This window comes from Fluctibacter halophilus (assembly GCF_020687825.1).
Lineage (GTDB): Bacteria > Pseudomonadota > Gammaproteobacteria > Enterobacterales > Alteromonadaceae > Fluctibacter > Fluctibacter halophilus.
In genome coordinates this window covers 1614887-1638571 of the sequence record NZ_JAJEWP010000001.1, presented here as the reverse complement: position 1 = coordinate 1638571, position 23685 = coordinate 1614887, and the positions used below count along the sequence as shown (strand labels likewise).

Below are 23685 nucleotides of genomic sequence, written 5' to 3'. Positions count from 1 at the left end.
CCCATGGACAACTTCTTTTTACAAGACGAACATCAAGCAAATCCGGGTATGTACCTGCATGAAAACACCAAAAATTTTCGTCACGGCAGCCAGTTCTACAGCGATGCCGAACTGACCACCCAAGACGCAGTGGCATGGATTTATGACATCTATACCGACGAACGGATCCTCGACGAGGTTGCGTTACCGGCAGTGACACAGGCAGAGGTACCGGGAATGAATTGCCTGGATACCTTTCTGACCCGTCGCAGTACCCGCAAATACGCCGACAAGCCGCTGGACATCACCGAGCTGTCACACTTTCTCAAACTCGCGTATCCGATTGACAGCAGCGAGAAGGCGAGTACGCCGGGTGCCTTGCCACACCAAACACTTAGCCAGTGGAACGGCCACGTGACCTGTTGCCGGTTGGTGCTGTTGATCAAAAATGTCACCGGTGTTGCTCCAGGTGCCTATCTGTACGATGAATTCAGTCACAGCCTGAAACTGATCCGCGCCGAATCGCGGCACAATATCGATGATTTTCTCAAGCAGTATTGTTTCCAGGCCGAGTTTATCGAGTCACCGGTCTTGCTATTGCAAGTCGGTTCCATCAAAGCCAGCACCGAGCGTTATGGCGAACGTGGCTATCGTTACATGCTGCTCGAAGATGGCGTGCAAATCCAACGTATGTACCTGTCGGGTGCGTCTCTGGGTCTTGCCTGCTGTGCAACCGGTAGTCTGGTGCAGGGTAAGGTGGAGAGCTGGTTGGGATTGGATGGTTTCAACGGCAGCGTGCTGAATGGGTTTGTGATTGGTCATTACTGTCCCGCACCGGAGGCATCCCATGACCACGCTTAATCCGGCCATTTCTGTGGATGACATTGATCTGGAGGCCTACCGGCCCAGAGCGGCGGAAGGCATCGCCATCTCGCGCTACAGCGAAGGCGATGCCGGGCGTAACAATGCCCGCTATGTGGTGAAAGACAACAGCAACAGCTTTTACATCATGACCGGCGCCAGTGGCGTCAAGGTGTTGGAGCTGTTGACCGGTGACTACACCGTCAAACAGCTACAGAAGGTCATCAACGAAGACTTCGGGTTTAATTTCAGCAAGGAAAAACTGCTCAGCTTCCTGACCCTGTGCTTTAACAACCGCCTGATTGCGGATGACACCTGGGTAGACGACGGCAAACGTCCGGACAAGAGTAATAAGCGTGAACGCCTCGGGGTGTACAGCTCGGTGTTCAATGCCGACGAGTTACTGGACGCCATCATTGAGTACAAAGCCTGGTGGCTCAATCCGCTGACCAAAGGCTTGTTTCTGGGCTTTTTCGTGATGGGGATCATTGGCTTGTTCACCATTCCTGAGGGGGGCGGTTTGCTGTCGCCCATCAAGCAGATGACGTTTTCCTACCAGGATGTGTTTTTGCTGCTGTTGCCGATCATCTACCTGGTCGAATTGTCCACCCATGAGCTGGCCCATGCCTTGGCCTGTCGGATGGCTGGGGCTCGAACCCAGGGCTTTGGGGTTGGGCTGTTATGGGGCTGTCTGCCGATCTTTTTCACCGAAACCACTGACAGCTATGTGATCAGCGACAAGTACAAGCGCATGTTCGTGTCCTTTGCCGGACCGATGGTGGACATCGTGTTCTTCGGCGTGGCGATGTGGCTGTTCTATGTGCTGGAACCCGGCATCGCCAGTACCGTGGCGCTGGCCTATTCGGGGATTTCTCTGTCGTCCTTCATCGTCAGCCTGAACCCCTTCGTGATCCGCATGGACGGCTACTGGATCCTGGCCGACTGGCTGGAGAAACCCAACCTCAGACGGGACGCCTTTCGCTACCTGAAAAACAGCGTGAAATCGCTGTTCGGCAAAGACGTGGCGCCGGATCTGACGTTGCAGCAACAGTTGTCCGACGATCCCTTTATCAAGGTCAAGTACGTGATCTACTCCATCGTCTCTTTTGCATGGACCGGCGCCTACATCCTGGTGATTTTTGTCGAGCTGTTCAAATTCGTTTTCAACCTCATGGTGAGCATGCATGGCTCACCCTCCTACTACTTTTAAGGACGGTACTCTCATGTGGAAACCATCACCTTATGTCCTGTTCAGACTGGCGGGAAAAGCACAAAACGTTGTGCAGCAGTTGAAACTGAAACAGACCACCCAGTGGCTGGATCGCTACCATGACACCCTGACGTGGCTGCACGAAAACAAAGGGCCGGTGTGTGAGCAGTTGCTGTTTGATGAAATCGGTCGTCATGACGGCGAGACAAAATCCTCGCTGGTGGCCATTAAGCGGGCGCTATACAACCTCAAGCTGCCCAAAAGCACCGAGTTGGAAACCCTTAACGTGCTTAGCCAGCGTGACCGTCGTCAGGTTCTGCAATTTTGTGCCCGTATCCGCAAGCTCGGCCGGTATCAGAGTGCAGCCGAAGGCGTGTTTGAGGAGGAACACGAGCAGGCTTGTTGTAACCTGCAGAGCCATTCCTCTGACAGCGACTTTCTCAAGACCCTGCAGGTGGCACAGCCATCTTTCACCGGCCAGGTCGAGCGGTTGCTGAGTACCGAGCCGGGTAAGTGGAAGAAACAGCAACGTCAGACCGCGCTGACGGTCAGCCGCTACCTGATGCGTATGGCCACCAAAACCAGCCCGTTTGGACGTTTCGGGCCGATTGCATTGGGCCAGTTTGACGAGCAGCAGGACGTGGTGGTGGATGTGGACTACCAGCCTGGTCACAACAAAACCAAGGCGTTTCTGAATCACATGGTGGTGGATCGCCTGAACAAGGCCATCAGCGAACACCCGGCGGTGCTGCGTCATGTGCCGGTACGCCTGAACCAGACCTTGTCGTTTGAACAAAACCAGGCCAAGTTTCTGCAACCCCGGGAAGTGGGTGGCTTTCCACCCTATACCCGTTTCCGTAAAGGTGCTGTGGTGCCGATCATTGCCGCGGTTGCGCATGCCTATGAGCATCAGCGCCACTATCTGATGCCCGATCTGGTCAGCGCCGTGTGTGAGTCCGGAATGGCAGGGGAGGTGGCACCCGCTGAGGTCGAAGGGCTGCTGGAGAGCCTGATCCGTTCGGGTATGCTGATCCGCGAATTCGATATCAATACCGATCAACAGGCCCGCCTGAGTCAGCTGATTACCCAGATGCCGGACAAGGTGTCCGATGAGGTGGATGCCCTGATCGCCAGCCTTAGCAAGTTGCTTGATATCGAGCGTCAGTTCGCTGAACTGGAACTGTTCAAACGCAAGCGTTTTGCCAAAGAAGCGCTGCAAATCGTCAACGGTATCCTCGGGCCCAAGTACCGCATTGCCGACAGCGACAACGTGTTTATCGAGGACACTTACAGTGAATCCGGCCAGTTCCGGTTGGGGCAGAAGTTCTACCAGAGCATTGCCGAAGACGTCAGTCTGTTCCTGGATTGTATTTACAACCGGGATGAAGGTGGCCTCAATCACGTGATGTTCAAGGACATTTTCGTCAATACCTTTGGCGAAGGGGGCACGTGCGACGACATCAACGATTTATGCCAGTTGTTCTCCAATGCGATTTTCGGAGGCAACTACGAAGACCGCGACGTGTACAAAAAAGCGGCGTTGGTTAACGACAAAAGCCTGGCCTACATGCAGCGCTTGCTGGATGAAATCGACCAGTCCGGTGACAGCAAAGTGTGCTCCATCAACAAGGCCTCCATGCAACGGATGGTCAGGGAGTTTCACAACCGCCTGACCGACGTGGCAGACAAGTCGGTGACCTTGCACCTGCAGGTCACGGCAGACTCCCTGGAGCAATTGCAGGCCGGTGACTTCAACGTGGTACTCAATTACACCCTGCCGGGCTATGGACGGTTCTTCACCCGCTATTGTCAGCTGTATGAAAACCATGGGCTGAGTGATCAGATCCAGGCGCGGGTGGCGCAGTTATCCTGTGCCGAGGGCGGTGAATTTAAAGAAGTGCTGTCGACCCTCAACCACAATGCCCAGGTTCACCCCCTGACCACCCAGACCCTGGTGGAGCTGCCTGGCGAAAAAGCCAGTGTTGGACCGGAGCAGGTGTTGTCAGCCAATGACATCAGTATCCGTCATTGCCCGGAAAAGGATGCCCTGCAGTTTTCTGCCAACGGCCAGGCATTCACACCGCTTTACATGGGCTTTTTCCACGGTATGGCTTTGCCGGCTTATCATCGTCTGTTCCTCGACTCGACACCCTATGGCTATCACGCCGAGCGGGTTAAGCCGATTGAATTCAGGGAAAATATCCTGCCGTTTGTCACCACCACCGAGCAACCGCAACGGGTGCGTCATTACCCCCGTCTGCAGGTTGGGAACCTGGTGATCCAACGTGAAACCTGGTGTGTGGACATTGATGCCTTTCCTGAGCTGAAAAGTACCACGCCGCCCTATCAGCTGTTTAAGACCCTGTATTTGTGGCACAAGGCCCAGGGCTTGCCCCGTGAGTGCTTTATTCGCATCAAACGGGAAGCGGGCAGTCCGACGGATAACATTTTCAGTCAGAACAAGATTGGTCATAAGCCTATCTATTTCGACTTCGAAAACATCTTTACGGTCAAAGATCTGGCTCGCTTGCTGGCCAAAGGTACGGTCAATTCGATTCAGTTTGAAGAAGCTTTGCCCAGCGTCAGTAGCAGCTTTGTCACCCATGGCGAGTCAGGTGTGGCCGCTGAACTGCAAATCGAATTTAATCGGCAGGTGGCGTATGCAAGTTGATCTGAACCGACATGGTCGCTGGCTGGTTGGCCTGTTGTATTTCAAGCGTGATGTCGATGAGCTGGAATACGACCATGCCGGTGATGCCATCATTCGCACCTTGATCCCGCGGTTGCAGGATTTCGTCCAGGGGACGGCCGACGTAAGCCATTTCACCTGGCTGCGCTACTCGCAGGGGGGCAACCATCTGCGGTTGCAATTCTGGGTCACCCGGGAGGCACAGATGCACCAAGTGGAGGCTGCACTGCGGGCTATCATTGACGATTACACCGTGCACAACCCGGTCTGCTTCAGCGGCGAGATGGTCCTGACCCCCATGATGGAACGCCTGCGCCACAAAACCGGTGAGGCCAACCTGCACCCACCGGGTACCTTCTTATTCGGACCGATGTTCGATACCGGCGAAGAGGTGGTGTACGGCAGTGAAACCTGTTTCCAGGCGGTGCAATCAATCCTCAGTATTGATTCAGCCTTGTGCACAGCCATTTTGCAGCGGGTGGATGACTACCGTGACCGGGCCACCATCAGCAATCTGTTTGCGCTGGAGAGCCTGTCACTGATCAGTCACTGCTGTACGGAAAAAGCTGCTCTGGGTATGTACGTGATGCAGACCTGGTCAGCCCTGTTTGGCATTACCCGTCAGGATTTGTCCGACAGCTTCGCGTACTACCAGGCCAATGTGGCTTTCTTCAATGCCGTGGTTGATCAGCGCGACAGCGCCATCGCTGCCGTGCGCAACATCGATGCTGAGCTGGGGCGATTGTTCGAACAGGCTATCGCGCAAATTGCCGCTATTCTGGCTGCCACACCACTCAGCCAGCAAAGCTGGGAGATCCTTGCCATGCAGGGGCTGACTATCATGCACCAGAACTACAACCGGCTGGGGATCTCGATGCTTGATGAGATCAGCTTCGCCGCCTTTATCTATCAACACCATGCCTGCCGTGAGGCCACCGATCGGGTGGTCGCGCAACAAAAAGCTCAGCAGGCCATCACCTACTGGGAGCAAAAACGTGTCTGATCAAACCTGGTTATACCTGAAGGTGTTCTTCAAATTTGAGCCCACTTTGTCCGTTAGCGTATTTGAAGACGGCGTACGCAATTACCTTGATGGGGTGGTTAAGCCGTTTTTTGCCGACGCACAACAGCGCATTGACGGCGCACCTTACTTCTTTATCCGTTATCACGACAACGGCTTCCATCTGCGGGTGCGGGTGTTATGCCCCGATCTCGCCTGTAAAGCGCAGCTTGATGATGCCCTGCGCACGGCCAGTGCACACTGGCAGGCAGCGCAGGCAGAAGGGGCGGCCGTGCAGCTGGACCGGATTGAAGCCGACACGTACCAGCCGGAATACAGCAAGTACGGTGGCGTCGCATTGATGCCAGACATTGAGCAGCACTTTATGGACAGTTCTGCACTGGCACTGGACATCCTGGAGGTGAGCCAGCGTGGCGGTGTGAAAGCCGAGTATGTGGCGCTGTGGCTGATCCATGAAACGGTCATGACGCTGGGCTTCAGCGCCGAGGAAGTGGTCACGGTATTAAACGGGTATGCCCGTTTCTGGCGTGACCAGTTAGCGCCGTTCCAGCCAGATTTAGGCGCCCGGTTACTGGCCCGCTACCAGGCCAACAAAGCCCAGCTAAGTGCAGTGTTTGCTGCGCCGGGCACCTCCGCGCCGTTTGAAGCCAGGGATCCTGCGCTTGGTGATATTAGGCGGCGCTGGATTGCCAGTTTGCAACGGATCATCCGCAAAGCCCGAGACAATGAGGCCGCGGGCCTGCTGACGTCGGATTTCACCGACCATGTGCAGGGCCAGCAGGATAAATATGCCAGCCTCAGCCAGATCCGTGTGGCGCCGTTTACGTCATTGGTCATCTTGCCCAATTTGCTGCACATGCTGAATAACCGTATCGGCGTTGACGTCAACAAAGAAGCACAGCTGTCGTTCACCATCTGTCACTACCTGATGGATCAGACCGGTGCTACTGATGCGGGTTTTGACATGGTGCTTGAACCCACTGCACCGGCTGGGCCTGCCCAACCGTCACACGCGTTTGCTTAATCAACCTTTTTACCCAACAGGAGAACATCATGGCTGCCCATTCTTCACTCTCACAAACGATGGCCAATGATCCACAAATGAAGGTGCCTTACATCCCGAAAATGTCAGAGGACTACCTGAAATTCTATGCCAATAACAACCTGTTTCTGGTCCTTGGCGGGCACACAGAAACGGTGTTCAAAGGGCGCTCTGTCGAGCTGCTGATGCCGCACCTGATCCCGCTGCTGGATGGCCGTCGCAACACCGATGAAATCAAAGGTTTGTTGAGTCAGTTTTCACCCCACATCATCGATGAAGCCATCTCCTTGCTGTACTTAAAAGGTGTGATCGAAAACGGCGACTATGCAAACGTCAGCCTCACCCCCGAGGTGGCGCGTAAATATGCCTCCACCCTGCAGTTTTTCAGCCGTTATGTGGATGTGACCGAAACCACGGTCAACCGGTTTGAAAGCCTGGAAAAACTGCAAAACAGCCGCTTGTTGATCCTGACCGACAGCCAGTTTGTGGGCCTGTTACTCCCTAACCTGAAAGCTCTGGGGTTGGGTCATATTACCGTTGTCACCACCACCGATAGTCTGTTGCATCCGGACGTAGCCAGTCACATGAGTGACGAGACATTTACGGTTGATATCGTGCATCAGCCACTGGACCGCTATCTGGCTTCTGGCGCACTGGCCAAAGGCGCTTATAACCTGACCCTGAGCCTGTTCAATGAGGCCACCGCGGAGCAGGTGATGAACCTCAGTGATGAAGTGAAAGCTGCAGGGTCGTGGATGATCAACGGCGCGCTGAGTGATCGGTTTATCCAGATTGGCCCGGCGGTTGATTTTGACATTTCCGCCTGCACGGAATGTGCGGACATCGCCAACAAGTTGATCAATCACACCGAGGACCATCAGTTTGGCCCTGCGGCGATCAATATCGCGGCCCAGCGCTTAACCCATTATCTGTGGGCGCTACTGACCAAATTCATTCCGATCACCATTACCGACACCGTTGAAGTGATGGACGTGGACAGCCTGGAATTCGTCAAACACCCGATCTACAAGCAATTTGAGTGTTCTCATTGCTTTCCTGAACGGAACGAAGCCCTGGACAACAATCTGGTGATCGCGACCGGGGTCACCAAACAGGCACCGTTAAGCTGGTTCTATCATGAAAACACCAACCACAAGCCTTACCAGATCGTGCCCAAAGGCCATCAGCAGCATTACAGCGACAACAACAAAAAAACCGTGTCAGGTGCCTATAAAACGGTGAAAAACCGCCCGGTGTTTGCCATCGACAAGATTGACATGTTGCCGGACTGTTTCGCCACGCCCTATGCACGCCATGTGGCGGGTAACGACACCCCGGTTATCCAAGACCGCACCACCCAGCGTCGGGTTGAAGAACTATTGATGTTGTGTAGCGGGCGGCACGTGGAAGAGATCATGAATGACTGGGATGTGGGTTTCCGCATTTCACCCTCTGCCGGCAGCATGGCGTCGCAGACCTTGTACCTGGCCGCATTTGACATTCCCGGTCTGCAACAAGGGGTCTACAACTACAACCCCAATGGCAGCCTCGAACAGGTATTTGTGGATAGCCAACTGGGCGCGGAAGCAATGCTGCAAAAGCTGCATGATCGCAACATTGACATACCCCAAGGTGCGGTAGGTGCGGTGATCATCAATGAAGCCTTCGACCGGGTAGAGAGCAAATACCTGAACACCGCGTACCGTTACACCAATTTTGATGCGGGCGTCATGCTGACCACCATGCTGACAGCGGCGCCGCTGCTGGGTTTTGAGGTGTATCATTCGTGCAATTTCTTTGACGATGAAGTCTCGGATTACCTGCAAACCGGTAAGGTGTCGGAGTTTCCTGCCTGCATCTGCTTTTTAGTCGACAAAAGCCGGGGGACCCATGACTGAGTTGACCTTACAACAGCCTTACCTGGTGTTTCGCTTTTACTATGCGACCTACACCGGTGATACGCCGGAGCCAGCCGGAGACCATGTGCTAAGCCATCTGATCAGTAAGCTGGCTGAACACCGGCAGGCGGCCAGTGTCAGTCTCGATTTTATGCGCTATTCCGAAGGTGGGTACCACATTTACCTTAAGATCCGGGGCGATGAAGCATCCCTGTCCGCGCTGGCCGAGGAGTATCTGGCCCAACTGAGTCAGGAGTATCGCGACAGCCATATGGCACGGATGGGTCTGAAGAATGAGCTGGGGGAGTACTCGGTGCGTTTACATCAGCGCATGGGGGCGGATCCGGCTGCGACCCGACCGTCGGGGGATTTCAGTGTGGAATGGCACAACGAAGATCCTGAATTGTATGAGTCGCAGACCACGTTCGCCCACAACCTGGCGTTTAACGATGCGTTTTGTCGTGGCGTACTGGCCCTTTTCAAGCACAACCCTTCCAGTCAGGTACTGAAGTTGTTCGCCCGATTGCTGCTGTCGGATTTATTGCTGTCATCCGCGCTGACCGACGAGGACAGCTACTACCTGCTGTACTTTGTGCGTCAGCAGTGGGTGCGTTTCTTCGACATCGATGAACAGACCTTGCAGCAATGTGCCGACAATGCACAGCGTTCGGCACCGAAGTTTCATCACTTTCTGGATACCAAGACCAGCTACAAGGACAGTGCCCGAATGCTGCCAGATGGGGTAGGTGAGGTGTATTGCGCTTTGTTCGAGTCGCTGCTGCCACGGTTTAATCATCTGATCGTGCGCGACGACAACGGTGTGGTCACCAACCAGACCGCCCTGCGGGTGATCAGCTTGCTGCACCTGTGCCACAACCGACTGGGCTTCGATTTAAACCAGGAAATCATTTTTTCTTACTTACTGTCGGGTTATCTGCAGCAGCAGATTGCTCCGCAACGCATTGCACAGCTGTTGAGCGGTGCAGATTTGAACATTGATAACTACGTAGGCGACCTCGGCGGGTTAGGCGAGGCCACTTCAGACAACGAAAAAGGAACAGGCACGTTATGAAAAACAACAATACTTTTCTGATCATCGGTGTTACCGGCTTAGCGATCTCGTTCGTGATCAATGTGGTGATGTACTTTCTGATCGGTAATTCCAATTCGGTGATGGTGTCGCTGTGGACACCGATCTACATCAATTTCGTGTTTTTTGTGTTGCTGGGTCTGCACCAGATCCGCAAAGCAAAAATCATCGCCCGCCATGGAGGACAGGATGATGCAATTGGTTAATACCGCACTCAATGTGTTGGTGGCACCTCAGGCCGAAGTGGACAATATCATCAACCGCCGACGGGCCAGCCTGCTGCCGTTACTGATGTTGCTGGTGGTGTTCGCCCTGTTGTGGGGCAAGTACTACGACAACGTCGACTTTAGCTGGCTCAAAGAGCAGATGATCACCAATGCACTGGACGACAACGAGCACATGACCCGGGAAGCGATGGAAGAAAACATGGCGACCCTGTCAGCCGACATGATGTTCTATGTGAACCTGTTCTCCGGCTCACTGGCGATTTGCATCCTGTTGTTGATCCGCTCGGTGTATATGTCCATCGCGACCAATTGGGTCAAGAAGAGTCGTCTCAATATTACCCACTGGTTTGCCATTTCGTCGTGGTCGACGTTGCCGACCACCCTGTTGATGCTGATCACGCTGTTTTACTTCTCCGATCAGGACCTGCGTTACATGTCCATCGAAGGGGTCAATCTGGCGTCGCTCAACAACCTGTTTTTTCATCACAGCGCCGACAGTCCCTGGGCGACGATGCTCAATAGTCTGGATGTCACGTTGTTGTGGAGTCTGGTGATCATTGCGCTGATGTTTGCCAAAACCGCTGACGTGGCATTGCCAAAATCCTTACTGGTGACCTTTTTGCCGTTTCTGATCATTTACGGCATCTGGGCGGGAGTGATACTGCTATGAAACCGGCCATACTGAATAATCGCTATGCGCGTCTGGCAGTTGTGGCCAGCGTGATAGCTGGGGTCTTTCTGTTCAATCGGGGACAGCAAAACAACGACGTCTACAACATCGAAACCTCCCAGGTGGATGTGGGACAGTTTAACAAGACCATACTTGCCTCGGGCAAGCTAGGTTATGCACAGGAAATCATCCTGCGCTCTGAGCTGACCGGGCGGGTCAAATCGATCCTGGTGCAGGAAGGTGAGCGTGTCGCCCAGGGACAACCGATCCTGGAGCTGGACTCATCGACCCTGCAAGCCAACGTTGAACAGCAGCGCGCTAACCTGAGCATCAAGCGCTTGTCGATTGAGCGCTCTATCGTGGAATACCAGAAGCTCCGCGAGCAGGTGGAGAACCGTCGTCAGCTGGTCGACAAGCAACTGGTCAGCGAGGAGAGCCTGGACATCCTGGAGCAGGATCTGTCGATTTCCAAAATCAACATCGAGATTGCCAAAAAAGAGGCGCTGCTGATTGAGTATCGCCTCAATGAATCGGCAGAGAACCTCAACAAAACCATCATTCGCAGCCCCATTGATGGGTTGGTGGTGAATATTCCGATCAAGATTGGTGAAACGGCCATCGCCGGGGTCAGCAATGTTGCCGGTTCGGAGCTGGTCAAACTGGTCGACACCAATCAGGTATACGCCAACCTGTACGTGGATGAAAATGACATTACCCACGTCAAAGAGGGCCTGGCCACCCAGATCACGGTGATTGCTGAACCGGACAAGGCGTACCGTGCCACCATTGAGCGGATCAGTTTGCTGGCTGAGCCTAAACAGGCCAACAAGCCGCTCAAATACAAAGTGGTGGCTGCACTGGAAGAGCCGATCACACACATCAAGTCGGACATGACCCTGCGTGCAGAAATCACCTATCAACGCTTTGAAGCGCAAATGAGTATTCCTATCCAGGCGATCCTGTACGCGTCGGACATGGCGTCGGATATCGGAACCATCTTTGTGCTTGATGGCGACAAGGTGGCCCAGCGTGAGGTGGTGCTGGGGGATGCCAACGAGGAGTTTCAGGTGGTCAATGACGGTCTGAAGGTCGGTGATGTGTACGTCACCGGTCCCTACAAGACCCTCAAAAACCTGTATGACGGCGCGCGGGTAACCACCAATGGGATTTGATATCACACGGGCCTTGCCGCTGGTTCAACTGCAGCACATCGACAAGGTCTATGACAACGGTGAAATCGCCCAAAAAGTGCTGGATGATCTGTCACTGACGGTTTATCAGGGCGAGTACGTGTCGATGGTCGGGCCATCAGGCTCGGGCAAATCAACCCTGATGAACCTGATCGGCTGTCTCGACAGGGCCAGCGGCGGCGCTTACCGGTTTAAGGGCACCGATGTGTATCAGGCGTATTCCCAGGAACAGTTGTCGGACATGCGATTGCGCTTTATCGGCTTTATTTTCCAGAACTACTCGTTGTTTCCCAAGCTCTCGGCACTGGAAAATGTCATGACGCCGCTGATGTACAACCAAACCCCTCGGGGAGCGCGAAAAGCCATCGCGATGGAAGCACTGGAGCGGGTTGGGTTGGGTGACAAGGCGCGCAATCTGCCCTGTCAGCTGTCGGGCGGACAACAGCAACGGGTGGCCATTGCCAGGGCGTTGGTCAAGAAACCGGAGTTGATCCTGGCGGACGAGCCGACCGGTAACCTTGATTCAGAGAACTCGGCAATGATCCTGGAGTTGTTTGAACAGCTGCATAAAGACGGCAACAGCCTGATCGTGATCACCCATGAAGATCAGGTTGCGCGCCACAGTCAACGGATGATCACATTGCAAGATGGGAGGGTGGTGTAATGACCGCTATGTACATGGATACCCTGTTCACCGCAGTACGCTCGATCAACGCCTATGCGCTGCGCAGTTTGCTGTCATCGCTGGGCATTGCGGTCAGCGTCGGCGCCATGATCGCCGTCGTCTCGGTGATCCAGGGCTTCAGTAGCAAGGTGAGCGGACAGTTCGAAGGCTTTGGCGCCAACTCGCTGACCATTCAGCCGGTATTTGATTACCAGGCCCAGCTACGTGGCAAGTACGCAACTTTGCGCGCCAGTGATCTGGACATTATTCGTGACAACGTTCAGGGCATCGATGCCATCACCCCGGAAATTACTGTGGTGGGTCGTTACAGTGCCCAGGCTGGCTACCAGGGCAAAGTCATCAACACCGATGTTCGGGGTACAACGGCGACCTGGAAGGAGCTGTTTTTACGCTATCCGGACAAGGGGCGCTTTATTACCACGGCCGACGACGCATATCGTCGAAAAGTGGCGGTGGTCGGCCATCAGGTGGTCAAGGATTTAGCCCTACCGGACGATCCCACCGGGGAATACCTGCAAATTGAAAACGAGTGGTTCCGGATCATCGGGGTGTTGGACAAACGGGGCAAAAATCTGGGTATGAACCAGGATGATCTGATCCTGATCCCTTTCAATACCGCCATCAGCCTGACCGAATTTGAAATCTCTCCGTCTTTCTGGTTTCAGATGCAAGTGCTGGACATGGAAAAAATGCAGGCAGTGCAGCAACGGATCCGCATGTTGTTGCGCAAAAACCACGGTCTGAAAAAGGGCGAAGAGGATGATTTCGAGATCCTGACCGCCGATCAGTTCATGGACTCGTTTAAGAGCATCACCCAAACCATCACCATTGTTCTCGGTGGCATCGTGAGCATTTCAATGATTGTCGGCGGCATCGGGATCATGAACACCATGATCATGTCGGTGACCGAACGGACCCGTGAAATCGGTATTGCCAAGGCGCTCGGCGCGCCGCGCAAAATGTTATTGCTACAGTTTTTGCTCGAAGCGGTGATCCTGTCGTTGTATGGCGGCGTGACGGGTATTGCACTGGGGTATGTACTGTCTGAACTCATCGCCTTTTTTGCTCAATTTCCCAGTCCGGTCATTCCGGTTTGGATCGTGCTGTTTTCAATGGGATTTTCGGTAGTGATTGGCGTGCTGTTCGGTTTCACACCGGCATTTAAGGCCGCCAACCTTGAGCCCATTGATGCGCTCAAATTCCAATCTTGATCAACCAGGGTGCAGTACAGGAGACATCGATGAACAGGGAAAATTACCGGGAAGCAATGGATACGTCCGGAAGGTGGAGCCGTGTGTGGCAACCGTCCACGCTGGGGATCATCTTGTGGTGCATCCTGATGGGGTTTGTGCTGTCATTCCAACTGGCTGTGATCAAAGGGCTCAACAAAGCGCTGCCGATCCCGCTCGACAATGGTCTGAGCATTGTCACTGAGGATGGGGCAAGCGCGGAAGCGGACAGTCAATTCAGCCCATCTGACACACAAACCCTGCTGGACTACCTGTATCACCTGGCGCCGCAGATGCCCATATCTGCAGAAACGGTTACCGAGCTGGCTGCTGAGCCAATGGCTTCGTCAACACCAACGCTGATGTTGCGCGGTGTGCCTGCGATTGCCCGCGAGTTGCACGGTGTAAAACTGTTGTCCGGACGCTGGTTCGATCCCCAGGCGCGGGAATTGGTGGTGGGGCAACAGGTGTTACAAGACGTCCCGCAATCGGCCATCGGACATCGTTACACCATTGCCGATCAGCACTGGCAAGTCGTTGGCGTGTTCAGTGCCAGCTATCCCCATTTTGACAACGAGTTGTGGGGGCCGGTTGTACCGTTACAAACTGCGTTAGGGCAGGGAGGTATTCAGGCTTTGTACTTGCCTCAGCTGTCCGCCAATATGCACCGCCATCTTCAGCAAGTGTTCAGTCACAAACTGGGACGTGCGGTGCAAGTGGCCAGCGTTGAGCAATTCTATGCGTATGGCACACCGGGTATATCAACCGAGCGTATGGGTTGGTGGGTGGTACTGCTCGCCGGGTTTTTCATTGTGGGCGTGATCGGGGCCTGGCGACTGTCGGTGGCGACTTATCATCCACAATCCAATCCGATCACCCTTCGGCGAGGACAGGCTATGCTGGACGCTATGTTGGGCGCGGCACTGGGAGTGCTGGGTTTTTTGTTGGCGCTGATATTACTGGATCAGCAATACCTGGAGCTAGGCAACGGGTTTGATGCGGTGACAATACCTGTCCAGCTGACCCTATCAACTGGCTTGCTGGTGGCCCTATTGACGGCAGTCATTGGTGGCGTGCATGGGCGATGGCAGGTCCGCTGAACCGCTGTTGAGAGTTACGGCTGTGATACGAGGTCAGCTGGGAAACCGACCTCAGTGTGGGTTTTTGCATCAGTGGAGTTGCGACATTCCATCGTTATAGATATGCTCAAAGGTAGGTCCAACAGCTAACCACTTCCCTGAACATCGGATGTTTTGCTTTGTGTAGTGCGTAATGGGGCATAACTCGTGGATGCATTGAGGAAACATCGAACACCTTGGTCTTTTGCTAAGAGGCCATTGTCATGACCACTGAGCGGTTAACCAATCTGCTTAGCTCCGGGCATTACGCGCCCCAGGCACCGACCCTTGAGTCACTCACCCAATCCAACCAATACCTCGGTGCGCTGATCCAGTTTGTCACCTCAACCCTGGAAATGCATTCCATTGAAGACATCGCATGGTTTCTGACCGAGCGCGTGATCGGCCAATTGGGGTTTGAGGATTGCATCGTTTACCTGTATGACGAAAACACCGGCAAGCTGGTGCAAACCGCTGCCTATGGTGACAAAAACCCCAACGGTAAAATCATACTTGATCCCATCTTACTCGACATCGGAGAGGGTATTGTCGGGCGCTGTGCGGCCTCAAAAACGACTGTCCTGGTTGACGATCTGTCGGGAGAGTCTGACTATATTGTGGATGACAAACAACGTCAGTCGGAGCTTGCCGTACCAATCCTGTTTGAAGGGCAGTTGGTCGGGGTGATCGATTCCGAGCATTCCCAACAGGGTTTCTATACACCTCATCACGTGTCTACGTTACAGGCCATCGCGTCGGTGATTGCCAGCAAGTATGCAAGCTTGCAGAACGTAAGGAAACTGGAAACCACCATTCACGCGCTGGAGGATGTGAAGCGTCTGCAGAAGGCCTTGTTCGATATTACCGAGCTGGTGCATTTGTCGGCCGATTTGAACGATTTTTACATCAAGTTGCACCACATTCTGTCGGATCTCATTCCATCCGATTCAATGTACATCGTCCAGTCTGACGACAACGGTGAGCATTTCATCTGCCCTTATTCTTATGCGCCTGATGCCGGCCACACCTTTGAGCATTGTATTGCCGAACAGACGTTGACCCAACGGCTGGCGCAAACGGTGTTCGCCGAGCAGCACCCACAGCTGTATGATGTTGAGACGCTGGGGCAACTCGCCGACCGCTGGGGGATATCTGGCAACAGTGCGTTGCCCTATGCCTGGATGGGGGTACCGCTGATGATCGATAACCAGATCCGCGGTGTGGTGGTGGTGCAAAATACCCGGCGACGAGCCCCATTCTCGGAAAAATCCCAGGAAGCGCTGTGCTATGTGGCGCAGAAAATCAGCATTGCCATCAAACGCAAGAACGACGAAACCTTATTGCAACATCTGGCGTTGCATGACGAGTTGACCGGGCTGCCAAATCGGGCGCTGTTTATTGACCGACTCAGCCATGCGCTGGAAAAAGATGCCCGTCGGGCGCAGAAGCTGACCTGCATTCTGTTCCTGGATCTGGACAGGTTCAAACTGGTGAACGATACCTATGGCCATCACGTAGGCGATAAGCTGCTCAAGTCCGTGGGTGAGACCGTCAAACAATGCCTGCGCAAGGAAGACACCCTGGCCCGCTTCGGTGGCGACGAATTTGCTATCCTGCTGGAAGATGTGGAAGACATGAGCGGTGCCGCCCAATTGTCGACCCGCATCATAGAGGCGTTGGGCGGTTCTTTACCGGCAGGGGAATACCGCGTGCCGGCATCCACGTCCATCGGTATCGTACATGCCAATGAGTTTGTCACTGACACCTTGTTGCCTTCCGACATGTTGCGCTGTGCCGATGACGCCATGTATCAGGCCAAACAGCAGGGCAAAGGTTGCTTTGTGTTTCATCATCAGATCACCGATCAACACGTCAAAGACACCTTGATCATTGAGCAGGAGTTGGCCGAAGCGATAAAAGCAGATCAATTTGAATGTTACTTGCAGCCGATCGTTAATCTGGATACCCAGGCTGTGGTCGGGTTTGAAACCCTGATCCGTTGGGCCCATCCAAGCAAGGGGGTGGTGAGTCCGGCAGATTTCATCGAAATCGCTGAAAAGTCGGGGCAAATCATTGATATCGACCGTTTTATGCTGGTAAAAGCCTGCGAGTTGTTGGCCAGCTGGTTGCCGTCAATGCAGCCACTGCCGTACCTCAATATCAATCTGTCGAGTAACTCCATCGCCGCGGAAGACTTTCTGAATTTTTTCACTGCAACGTTGAAAAAGCACCGTATTCCCCCCGGCGCGCTGAACATAGAAATCACCGAGAGGGCATTGATCAATCATCTGGGCAAAGCGAATTTCATCCTCCATGAGGTGAAAAAAACCGGTCAGCGGGTGATCCTGGATGATTTCGGCACCGGGTATTCTTCGTTGAGTTACCTGCATCAGTTACCCATTGATGTGGTCAAAATTGATCGCTCTTTTGTCAGCACGCTGGAACAGTCGGAAACGTCACAGTCGATCACCACCGCGATCATCTCCCTGGCCAACTCGTTGAATATGGAAGTGGTGGTTGAGGGGATTGAAGATACCGTGCAGCGGGACATTGTGCTCGCCCTGGGGGCCCGATACGGTCAGGGGTTCCTGTTCCACAAACCGATGGATATTCCGTCCGCGGTTAAGCTGTTGGCGCGTTATACGACAAAGTCCACCTGATGAACCCCGCCCAATTGCAAGTCATCGGTAATGAATACCGCGGTTTTGCGCAATGCCGCCAGTGGGTTTGCTGATTGATCGGTAAAGGTAAACGGGGTGGATGTTGCATGGGTGGAAATTGCACTGATCCCGGCATCATCTAACGACCTCAATGGCGCCTGGCTGCGCCACAGTTTTAGGGTGTTAAACTGGCTATCACGCTGATCGACCAGGCCGTTGTTATCACTGTCCAAGGTGCCGAGCTCGGCAAAACCGTCGCCACTCAGGGCGCCAAACAGCTCGCTGCCATTGTCGATGAAACCGTTATTGTTGTTGTCCCGGGCAAGATACCACACGTCTCGGTTTAGCCTCGGTAGCTGTTCGTCGATGCCATCAGCATCCAGATCAAACCGTGTCTGGCCTGGACCAAACAATGCACTGTTGTGGCCGAGATTCACGATCAGCGGATCTTTGAACGCCGCCAGGCTCATGGTCAATTCCCGCGAGTACATCAGTTCCCGTTCAAAGGTTAACGACAGGGATAGGCTGTGTTCCTGCCCATCACTGTGCCGCGCTTCAAGTTGTGTGCTGTAGTGTAACTTTTCGTATTCATACAGGTGTTCTTTTACCCGTACCATCGCACTGGGGTCTGCTTGTCGTTCGGGAGCGGACAGGGTGGTTTCCTGAAGCGTATCCGCGAGGGCGTTTAACAGAGCATGGTGCAAGGCGGGGGAAGCCTCCTCATGCAGTGATGCTATCAGGCGCAGCTTCACCTGTTGTTCCGGCGTGTAGGTCAATGCAACAGGAGCGGGTGTCGACGATGACGACAGCGCAGGCGAACCGGCAGCAGAAGCTGTCACCGTTTGTTGGCGCTGTTGCAGGTAGTCGTGGTCGACCGATGTGAGTTGGTGCACAATGTCCATGCACAATCCTCCCGTTATCGGTGTTATCGACCACAGCCTGAACAACTTTAGGCGCAATTACTCTGTCATGTAGAAGGTGATACTGGTAACAACCCGCACGTCTTTTTCAATTTTGCGGTCATCGCCGTATTGTTCCCCGGTATCGCGGATACTGAAGTTGCCCTGGCGGGCATGTTGAATGCCACCCACCTTGACGTCAGCCATGCTGGCGAACTCATTAGCGGCAATACGTGCATTTTGGGTGGCTTCTCTGAGCATGTCCGGCTTGATGGCGTTTAATGCCGTGAACAGATAGCGGGGTGCATGATTGTTCAGGGGGATCCCTTTGGCAATCAGGCTGTTTACCCCCGCCCGTACATCGGCAACACGGCCCACGTCAGCTGAATTGACTTCCAGCGACCCGGTCAGGCTGTGTTGCCGTTCAACCAGCACCTGATTGTTGTTGCGGTATTCCCGCACGGCATAGTCGATGACGCCAATGGTGATGTCTGAGCTGGTGAACCCTGCTTGCAGCAGATAGTCCCGGATCGCCTGTTGGCGGGCTTCGGCTTCTCTGTACAGCCCTTCCAGTGGGGTCGTGGCATCGGCACTGACGGTGAAGTCCAGTTTCCAGATGGCTTGAGTGGCGCGTACAGTGCGCTCCGCCAGGCCTTTTACTTCTGCCACATTGACCGCAATTTTTGATTTGTACAAGGTTTGGCTGACAAAGTAACCCGCCACACTCAGGCCGATTGCGACCATCAGCCCTGACCATGCCATAGCATTTCGATTGTTTTTCATTGTTGTTCCTGAATCGGTATTGGGACTGTCAGTTTAGGTAGCAAACCGGGGGATCAGATGGACGGGGCGTGGCAAACTGATGATCAATTGGGGCCAAAATATGGCGCCCGGATAACCCTCCACGTACAAGCGTTAGAGCGCATTATTACCGGCCAGAACTGCTTCTCATCCGCAGATGTAGCACAAGCCATCATCGATCAGTTGGCCAGGCTGCGCCGTTAATACCGCGCTTATGTTTCAGCGTTGGTCATTTTATCTTGCCTTTGAACCTGCAGACAAACGTTGTCGGACGAGGAGAAAGGCTTTGTCTCCGGGATAACAGCAAATGGTCGATAGGCGGGGGGAAAGATGATCGGGATGCCATCCCGTTCAGACAGTTGCTGCAGGATTTTGAAGGTGTGCGCGAGGTCATCAAACGGCGGCTGAGTTGGCGGAATATTCGGCGCAATAGGATGGGTAAAGTCGTCCCAGTGAATGGGAATGACCTGCCTGGCGCAGGTATTGACGACAGCATGTTGCCATAATTCTTCGATGTCTGAATCTTCAAGTTTACCGACTAATCCAATGCCCAGAAACACGGTATCCGCGGCAACGGGGAGTTTGATTGTGTCCGGAAAACGCGCACTGGGAACGATCAGGAGGTTACCTTGAGGGTGCGTCAGCAGGAAACTGTACACGGTTCCCGGGTCGGCAAATGCACTGCCTCGAGCAGCCCAAACGTAAGTGTTTTCAATCCATTGAGAGAAAGGTTTCTTCTGGATATGACCGGAATCAAAACTGTAAATATCGAATTTGCTGTCGTGTAGCGGAAAGTGAGGCTGCATCTGTCGTGTTGGGGCACGGGTTATGTGTTGCAGGGATTGCTGTGAACCTATCACTGTCGCATTGGTCATGGTCGCGGTATTGTCTGCATCCAGCGCATGATCGAAATGGGCATGGGAGATCAGCAACCAGTCAAGGGTTGTCACCTTGCCCTTTAGCAGCCCTTGGGCGATGTGCCAGCGATCGGATTGGATGCCATTGATGACGGTGTGCCACTTACTGTGCCGGGTGAAAAAGCCATCCACCATGATGTGGGTTTCACCGTCGCTGATCAGGAGTGTGGTAGTACCAAAAAAACGGCCGTGTAACGCGGATGTGGGGGATGGGGCCAGATTTGACTGGGTGATATGTTCCAGCGGTTTTGTGCTGCATGCTGCGAGGGCGACAAAGAACAACGCCAACACAAATGATGGTAGAGCTTGCAATGCGCTCATTCACTGCTCCTTGTGAACCCTGTTCAGGGCGATGACAACAATAAAGCTGAGTATAGCGCAGAAGACGTTGGTGCCGTTCTACCAGGGAACTTTACGGAGCAAAATGTCTTTGAGCATGATCCAGTCGCACACAAAGGAGTACAAGGGGTATTTGAAGGTCGCCGGCTTGTTCTTTTCAAAGAAGAAATGCCCCACCCAGGCGAAGCCGTATCCGGCCAGCGGCATCAGCCACAGATAAACGTACTGTTGGGTTGCCAGCGCATAGGCAAGAATGCCAAGCACAAGAAAGCTACCGACAACGTGCAGTCGGCGGCAGGTTTTATTCTTATGTTCCTGCAGGTAATAGGGATAAAACTCGCGCAGGCTGGAAAAGCTGTCTTTATCGGCCACGGTGCCCATCATGCTGTCCTCATTAACAAGGTCTGTTAAAACTACGCAAAAACAGCGTCGGACGCAATCTCAACCTAGCCCTGGTCGCCCAGCTTGTCCAGCAACCAGTTTTCGATATTGCCCTTGAGGTTATCGAAAAACTCGTCCCTGTCGAGTTCAAAATGATAGTACACAGGGCGCTCACCATTCTGATATTGGCTCAGTCGCTCGGTGAAGGTTTCTGACTGATCGGCATACCACTGCTCATCTTCCCCTGCCTCTTTGAGCAGCGCGATAGCGCGATGCTGGATTTGCTCGGCTTTGTCGAATTCTCCGGTTGCTGCATAGGCTGCGGCCAGCGTATCAACGTAGGCAAAGTTGTCTGCGTATTCGGGCGACTCAATCACGGGTTTGATCAATGTCAGTGGGTACTCAGGGGGGGTCAATGGGTTGCGATCCATGGTGGCAAGAAACCATGCCACATCATTAGCATTGTCAGGATAGGTTCGTTTTGCCGCTTGTTGTAAAACCTGGCGTGCCTTGTCCAGATTGGCGGGCCCGGCAAAACCGTTGGAATAGATCCTGACCAGTTCAAACACGGTCACCAGCGACGGGTCAGCATCATGGGCTTTTTCCAGCATCCATAACGGGTTGGCGAAGCGCGGTTGGGTGTTACGATCCAGAAAGTACATGACACCAAGATAGGCATCCGCTGGCGCAAAACCCTCGTGACTCAGTTGCATGATACCTTGCTCGCCAGCCACTTTGTCTTCTTCGGATTCCCCTTTGACAAACAGCAGTACGCTTGAGATCAGGCGAGAAAGCTTGTCATGGTGTTTGGCTTTTTGCAGCCAGTCAAACACTTGTTGCCAGTCCTGGGTTTCGCCTTCCTGGGTGTACAGCCAGGCAAGCCGTTTTTGGGCGTCAACGTCACCGCTGTCAGCCAGTGCTATGCAGCTATCCAGTGCATCTCCCGGGACCGGCAATTCCAGACTGTTGCAGGCTTGCCGTTGTTGTGCCAGGGCCGGGTCGACGGTATCCCTTCCGGCCACCGTTTCACTGACATGGCTGGAAAAGCGAAACATGATAAAGCCGAGACTGACGACGACGGCACCCCAGACGACAAGGTTCAGGGTCCAGCGTTTCGATTGTGTGGTCGTGTTATCTGCTGTGGCTTTGGTCTGCGACAAAGCATCGGCCTGCACCAGTGCCTCATCGCGGGCCTGAACCAAGGCATCGATGTCTTGAGGGTGTTGCAGCGCATCAATACCCGCCAGGGCATCCCGGTAGGCTTTTTCAATCAGTGTTTTGTCTTGGGTCGGTGAAATGCCCAATCGTTGCCAGCATTGCATTGTACGTCTCCGGGTTGGCATCCTTGCTAGACGGGTCTGGGACCCGCTGCACTGGATTTTATCCTACCAGTGCAGTGGCGAAAAAGCATCTGTGTACACAGCGTTGGTTATTCAGGGTAGCGCGCCTGCAGGCCATCATATACGGCCTGGGAGTAATCGCTGCTGCCACTGTCCAGGCTATTGAGCACTTCGACCAGATGTTCGTTGTCTTCCCGGCCGTGCCAGATTTTGATGTAGCTACCGTCCTTATAACCGTGATCCTGACGGAAGAAGTTGAGCACGTTCTTTCCAACATATTGTTGGAACAGGCTGTCGGCGTTCATGTCTGCCTGCGTAACGATATGCATAAACAACGGAACGCTGAAGCGTTTCGCTGCACAAAGTCCGGCCATCAGTTCTAGGTTGTCCAACAGGGTCTGTTGGCTGAAGTCATAGTTCTGACCATCAAAAGTGACAATGTCAGTACCCTTGGCTAACTCGTCGGCAATGGTGTCAGCAGAGCGCTGAATGTCACCGTCAAAATCGATGATGATCGCGGATAGCGCGAAGTGCCAGATGTCGACCAGTTCCATTTGCAGTTGTGGCAGGTCTTTGTGTTGAGCTTTCCACCATTTCCAGCCATGATGCTCGATGCCTTCAACAGACTCGATCATCGCTGCACGTAAATACTGATAACCGGCGGTCAGCCAGGCAGGATTTACTTTTTTGTTCATCTTGTCCTGCAATTGCAGCATGGTGGCGAGTTGTTGCTCACTAAGCATGGTAATTCCTGTTGTTTTAACCGTTGAGATTTGATCCTGAAAAGTGCTGCACAAAGTACTCATTGGTAGGCAAAAAGGCAAGGGTAAATACGGAGAGCGGAGAGGGGCATGCGAGGCTATATATTTGATTTAGACGGAACACTGGTGCAGTCATCGTTAGATTTCGCCGCGATGCGAGCGGCGGTCGGATGCCCGCAGGGGCAGGATATCCTGCATTACGTTGCCAGTCTTGCTGAGCCACAGCGCAGTGCTGCGACGGCTGAAATTGCCCGCCATGAACTGCTGGATGCGCAGCAAGCCCACTGGATGCCCTTTGCTGATGATGTACTGTCGTTATTGCGTCAGCGTGATATTCCTGTGGCGATTGTCACCCGCAATAACCGCCAGGCGACAGCAACAAAAATGGCTGGCTGCAGTGTGCCAATTGATTGTGTGCTGACCCGCGAAGACGCATTACCCAAACCTCATCCCCAGGCGCTGCTGCAGATTGCCAGACGCTGGCAGATCCCCTGTCAGGAGATTGTTTACATTGGTGACTATTACTACGATCTGGCGGCTGCCAAGAATGCCAACATGGCCGCCTGGTTATACGGTCATAAGGACGTATCCTATGCCCATTTGGCGGACAGGGTGTTGCCTTGTTTTCAACAGCTCTATCAAGAATTGTATGCAATTTGACGTGATCTGGAACGACTT

The 23685-nt window shown here is 53.7% G+C and carries 22 protein-coding genes; 16 read left to right on the top strand and 6 right to left on the bottom strand.

The features are described from left to right. The first annotated feature begins 3 nt into the window (after positions 1-3). The 14 genes from LJ739_RS07790 to LJ739_RS07725 all read left to right on the top strand — a co-directional run bounded on the left by LJ739_RS07790 (position 4) and on the right by LJ739_RS07725 (position 17569). The gene (locus LJ739_RS07790; protein WP_229158853.1) at positions 4-840 is read left to right on the top strand and encodes a SagB/ThcOx family dehydrogenase; all 837 of its coding nucleotides are present in this window, start codon (positions 4-6) and stop codon (positions 838-840) included. Further along, positions 827-2050, top strand: coding sequence for a M50 family metallopeptidase (locus LJ739_RS07785; RefSeq protein WP_229158851.1), 1224 nt, complete (start codon positions 827-829; stop codon positions 2048-2050). Before LJ739_RS07790 ends, LJ739_RS07785 begins: the two co-directional genes overlap by 14 nt. A gap of 13 nt (positions 2051-2063) precedes the next feature. Then, positions 2064-4721, top strand: a complete 2658-nt coding sequence (locus LJ739_RS07780) for a lantibiotic dehydratase (protein ID WP_229158849.1) — start codon at positions 2064-2066, stop codon at positions 4719-4721. After that, on the top strand, positions 4711-5742 hold the full coding sequence (locus tag LJ739_RS07775; protein WP_229158847.1) for a lantibiotic dehydratase C-terminal domain-containing protein: 1032 nt from the start codon (positions 4711-4713) through the stop codon (positions 5740-5742). The genes LJ739_RS07780 and LJ739_RS07775 overlap by 11 nt, the downstream gene beginning before the upstream one ends. Next, entirely contained in the window at positions 5735-6784 is a 1050-nt protein-coding gene (locus LJ739_RS07770; RefSeq protein ID WP_229158845.1) for a thiopeptide-type bacteriocin biosynthesis protein, read from the top strand. The genes LJ739_RS07775 and LJ739_RS07770 overlap by 8 nt, the downstream gene beginning before the upstream one ends. A gap of 29 nt (positions 6785-6813) precedes the next feature. Continuing rightward, positions 6814-8700, top strand: coding sequence for a nitroreductase family protein (locus LJ739_RS07765; protein ID WP_229158843.1), 1887 nt, complete (start codon positions 6814-6816; stop codon positions 8698-8700). Continuing rightward, positions 8693-9772: a lantibiotic dehydratase C-terminal domain-containing protein gene (locus LJ739_RS07760; protein ID WP_229158841.1), complete on the top strand. Its 1080-nt coding sequence runs from the start codon at positions 8693-8695 to the stop codon at positions 9770-9772. The genes LJ739_RS07765 and LJ739_RS07760 overlap by 8 nt, the downstream gene beginning before the upstream one ends. Continuing rightward, positions 9769-9996 (top strand): hypothetical protein, encoded by a 228-nt coding sequence (locus LJ739_RS07755; protein ID WP_229158838.1) that lies wholly within the window; start codon positions 9769-9771, stop codon positions 9994-9996. Before LJ739_RS07760 ends, LJ739_RS07755 begins: the two co-directional genes overlap by 4 nt. Next, entirely contained in the window at positions 9980-10687 is a 708-nt protein-coding gene (locus LJ739_RS07750) for a YIP1 family protein (protein WP_229158836.1), read from the top strand. Before LJ739_RS07755 ends, LJ739_RS07750 begins: the two co-directional genes overlap by 17 nt. Continuing rightward, positions 10684-11859: an efflux RND transporter periplasmic adaptor subunit gene (locus tag LJ739_RS07745; RefSeq protein WP_229158834.1), complete on the top strand. Its 1176-nt coding sequence runs from the start codon at positions 10684-10686 to the stop codon at positions 11857-11859. The genes LJ739_RS07750 and LJ739_RS07745 overlap by 4 nt, the downstream gene beginning before the upstream one ends. Beyond that, positions 11849-12541, top strand: coding sequence for an ABC transporter ATP-binding protein (locus LJ739_RS07740; protein WP_229158831.1), 693 nt, complete (start codon positions 11849-11851; stop codon positions 12539-12541). The genes LJ739_RS07745 and LJ739_RS07740 overlap by 11 nt, the downstream gene beginning before the upstream one ends. Continuing rightward, positions 12541-13773 (top strand): ABC transporter permease, encoded by a 1233-nt coding sequence (locus tag LJ739_RS07735; RefSeq protein WP_229158829.1) that lies wholly within the window; start codon positions 12541-12543, stop codon positions 13771-13773. The genes LJ739_RS07740 and LJ739_RS07735 overlap by 1 nt, the downstream gene beginning before the upstream one ends. Positions 13774-13802: 29 nt before the next feature. Further along, positions 13803-14891, top strand: coding sequence for an ABC transporter permease (locus tag LJ739_RS07730; RefSeq protein WP_229158827.1), 1089 nt, complete (start codon positions 13803-13805; stop codon positions 14889-14891). Positions 14892-15133: 242 nt separating this feature from the next. Next, positions 15134-17569: an EAL domain-containing protein gene (locus LJ739_RS07725; protein WP_229158825.1), complete on the top strand. Its 2436-nt coding sequence runs from the start codon at positions 15134-15136 to the stop codon at positions 17567-17569. Here the strand turns inward: LJ739_RS07725 and LJ739_RS07720 are convergent. After that, complete coding sequence (locus tag LJ739_RS07720) at positions 17548-18471, bottom strand: hypothetical protein (RefSeq protein WP_229158823.1); 924 nt, start codon at positions 18469-18471, stop codon at positions 17548-17550. The two genes, LJ739_RS07725 and LJ739_RS07720, sit on opposite strands and share 22 nt — an antisense overlap. A gap of 57 nt (positions 18472-18528) precedes the next feature. Continuing rightward, on the bottom strand, positions 18529-19251 hold the full coding sequence (locus LJ739_RS07715; RefSeq protein WP_229158821.1) for an SIMPL domain-containing protein: 723 nt from the start codon (positions 19249-19251) through the stop codon (positions 18529-18531). Positions 19252-19308: 57 nt separating this feature from the next. On the opposite strand from LJ739_RS07715, the gene LJ739_RS07710 reads away from it, so the two are divergent. Further along, positions 19309-19473 (top strand): hypothetical protein, encoded by a 165-nt coding sequence (locus LJ739_RS07710; RefSeq protein ID WP_229158819.1) that lies wholly within the window; start codon positions 19309-19311, stop codon positions 19471-19473. A gap of 8 nt (positions 19474-19481) precedes the next feature. On the opposite strand, the gene LJ739_RS07705 is transcribed toward LJ739_RS07710, so the two are convergent. The 4 genes from LJ739_RS07705 to LJ739_RS07690 form a co-directional block, all read right to left on the bottom strand. Next, positions 19482-20507: an MBL fold metallo-hydrolase gene (locus LJ739_RS07705; RefSeq protein WP_229158817.1), complete on the bottom strand. Its 1026-nt coding sequence runs from the start codon at positions 20505-20507 to the stop codon at positions 19482-19484. Between the two features lie 78 nt (positions 20508-20585). Continuing rightward, positions 20586-20909: a DUF962 domain-containing protein gene (locus LJ739_RS07700; RefSeq protein ID WP_229158815.1), complete on the bottom strand. Its 324-nt coding sequence runs from the start codon at positions 20907-20909 to the stop codon at positions 20586-20588. Positions 20910-20971: 62 nt separating this feature from the next. Further along, positions 20972-22228 (bottom strand): SEL1-like repeat protein, encoded by a 1257-nt coding sequence (locus LJ739_RS07695; protein ID WP_229158813.1) that lies wholly within the window; start codon positions 22226-22228, stop codon positions 20972-20974. A 107-nt stretch (positions 22229-22335) separates the two neighbouring features. Further along, positions 22336-22989, bottom strand: a complete 654-nt coding sequence (locus LJ739_RS07690; RefSeq protein ID WP_229158811.1) for a dUTP diphosphatase — start codon at positions 22987-22989, stop codon at positions 22336-22338. Positions 22990-23097: 108 nt separating this feature from the next. On the opposite strand from LJ739_RS07690, the gene LJ739_RS07685 reads away from it, so the two are divergent. Continuing rightward, positions 23098-23667, top strand: a complete 570-nt coding sequence (locus LJ739_RS07685; RefSeq protein ID WP_229158808.1) for an HAD family hydrolase — start codon at positions 23098-23100, stop codon at positions 23665-23667. Positions 23668-23685: the final 18 nt, after the last annotated feature.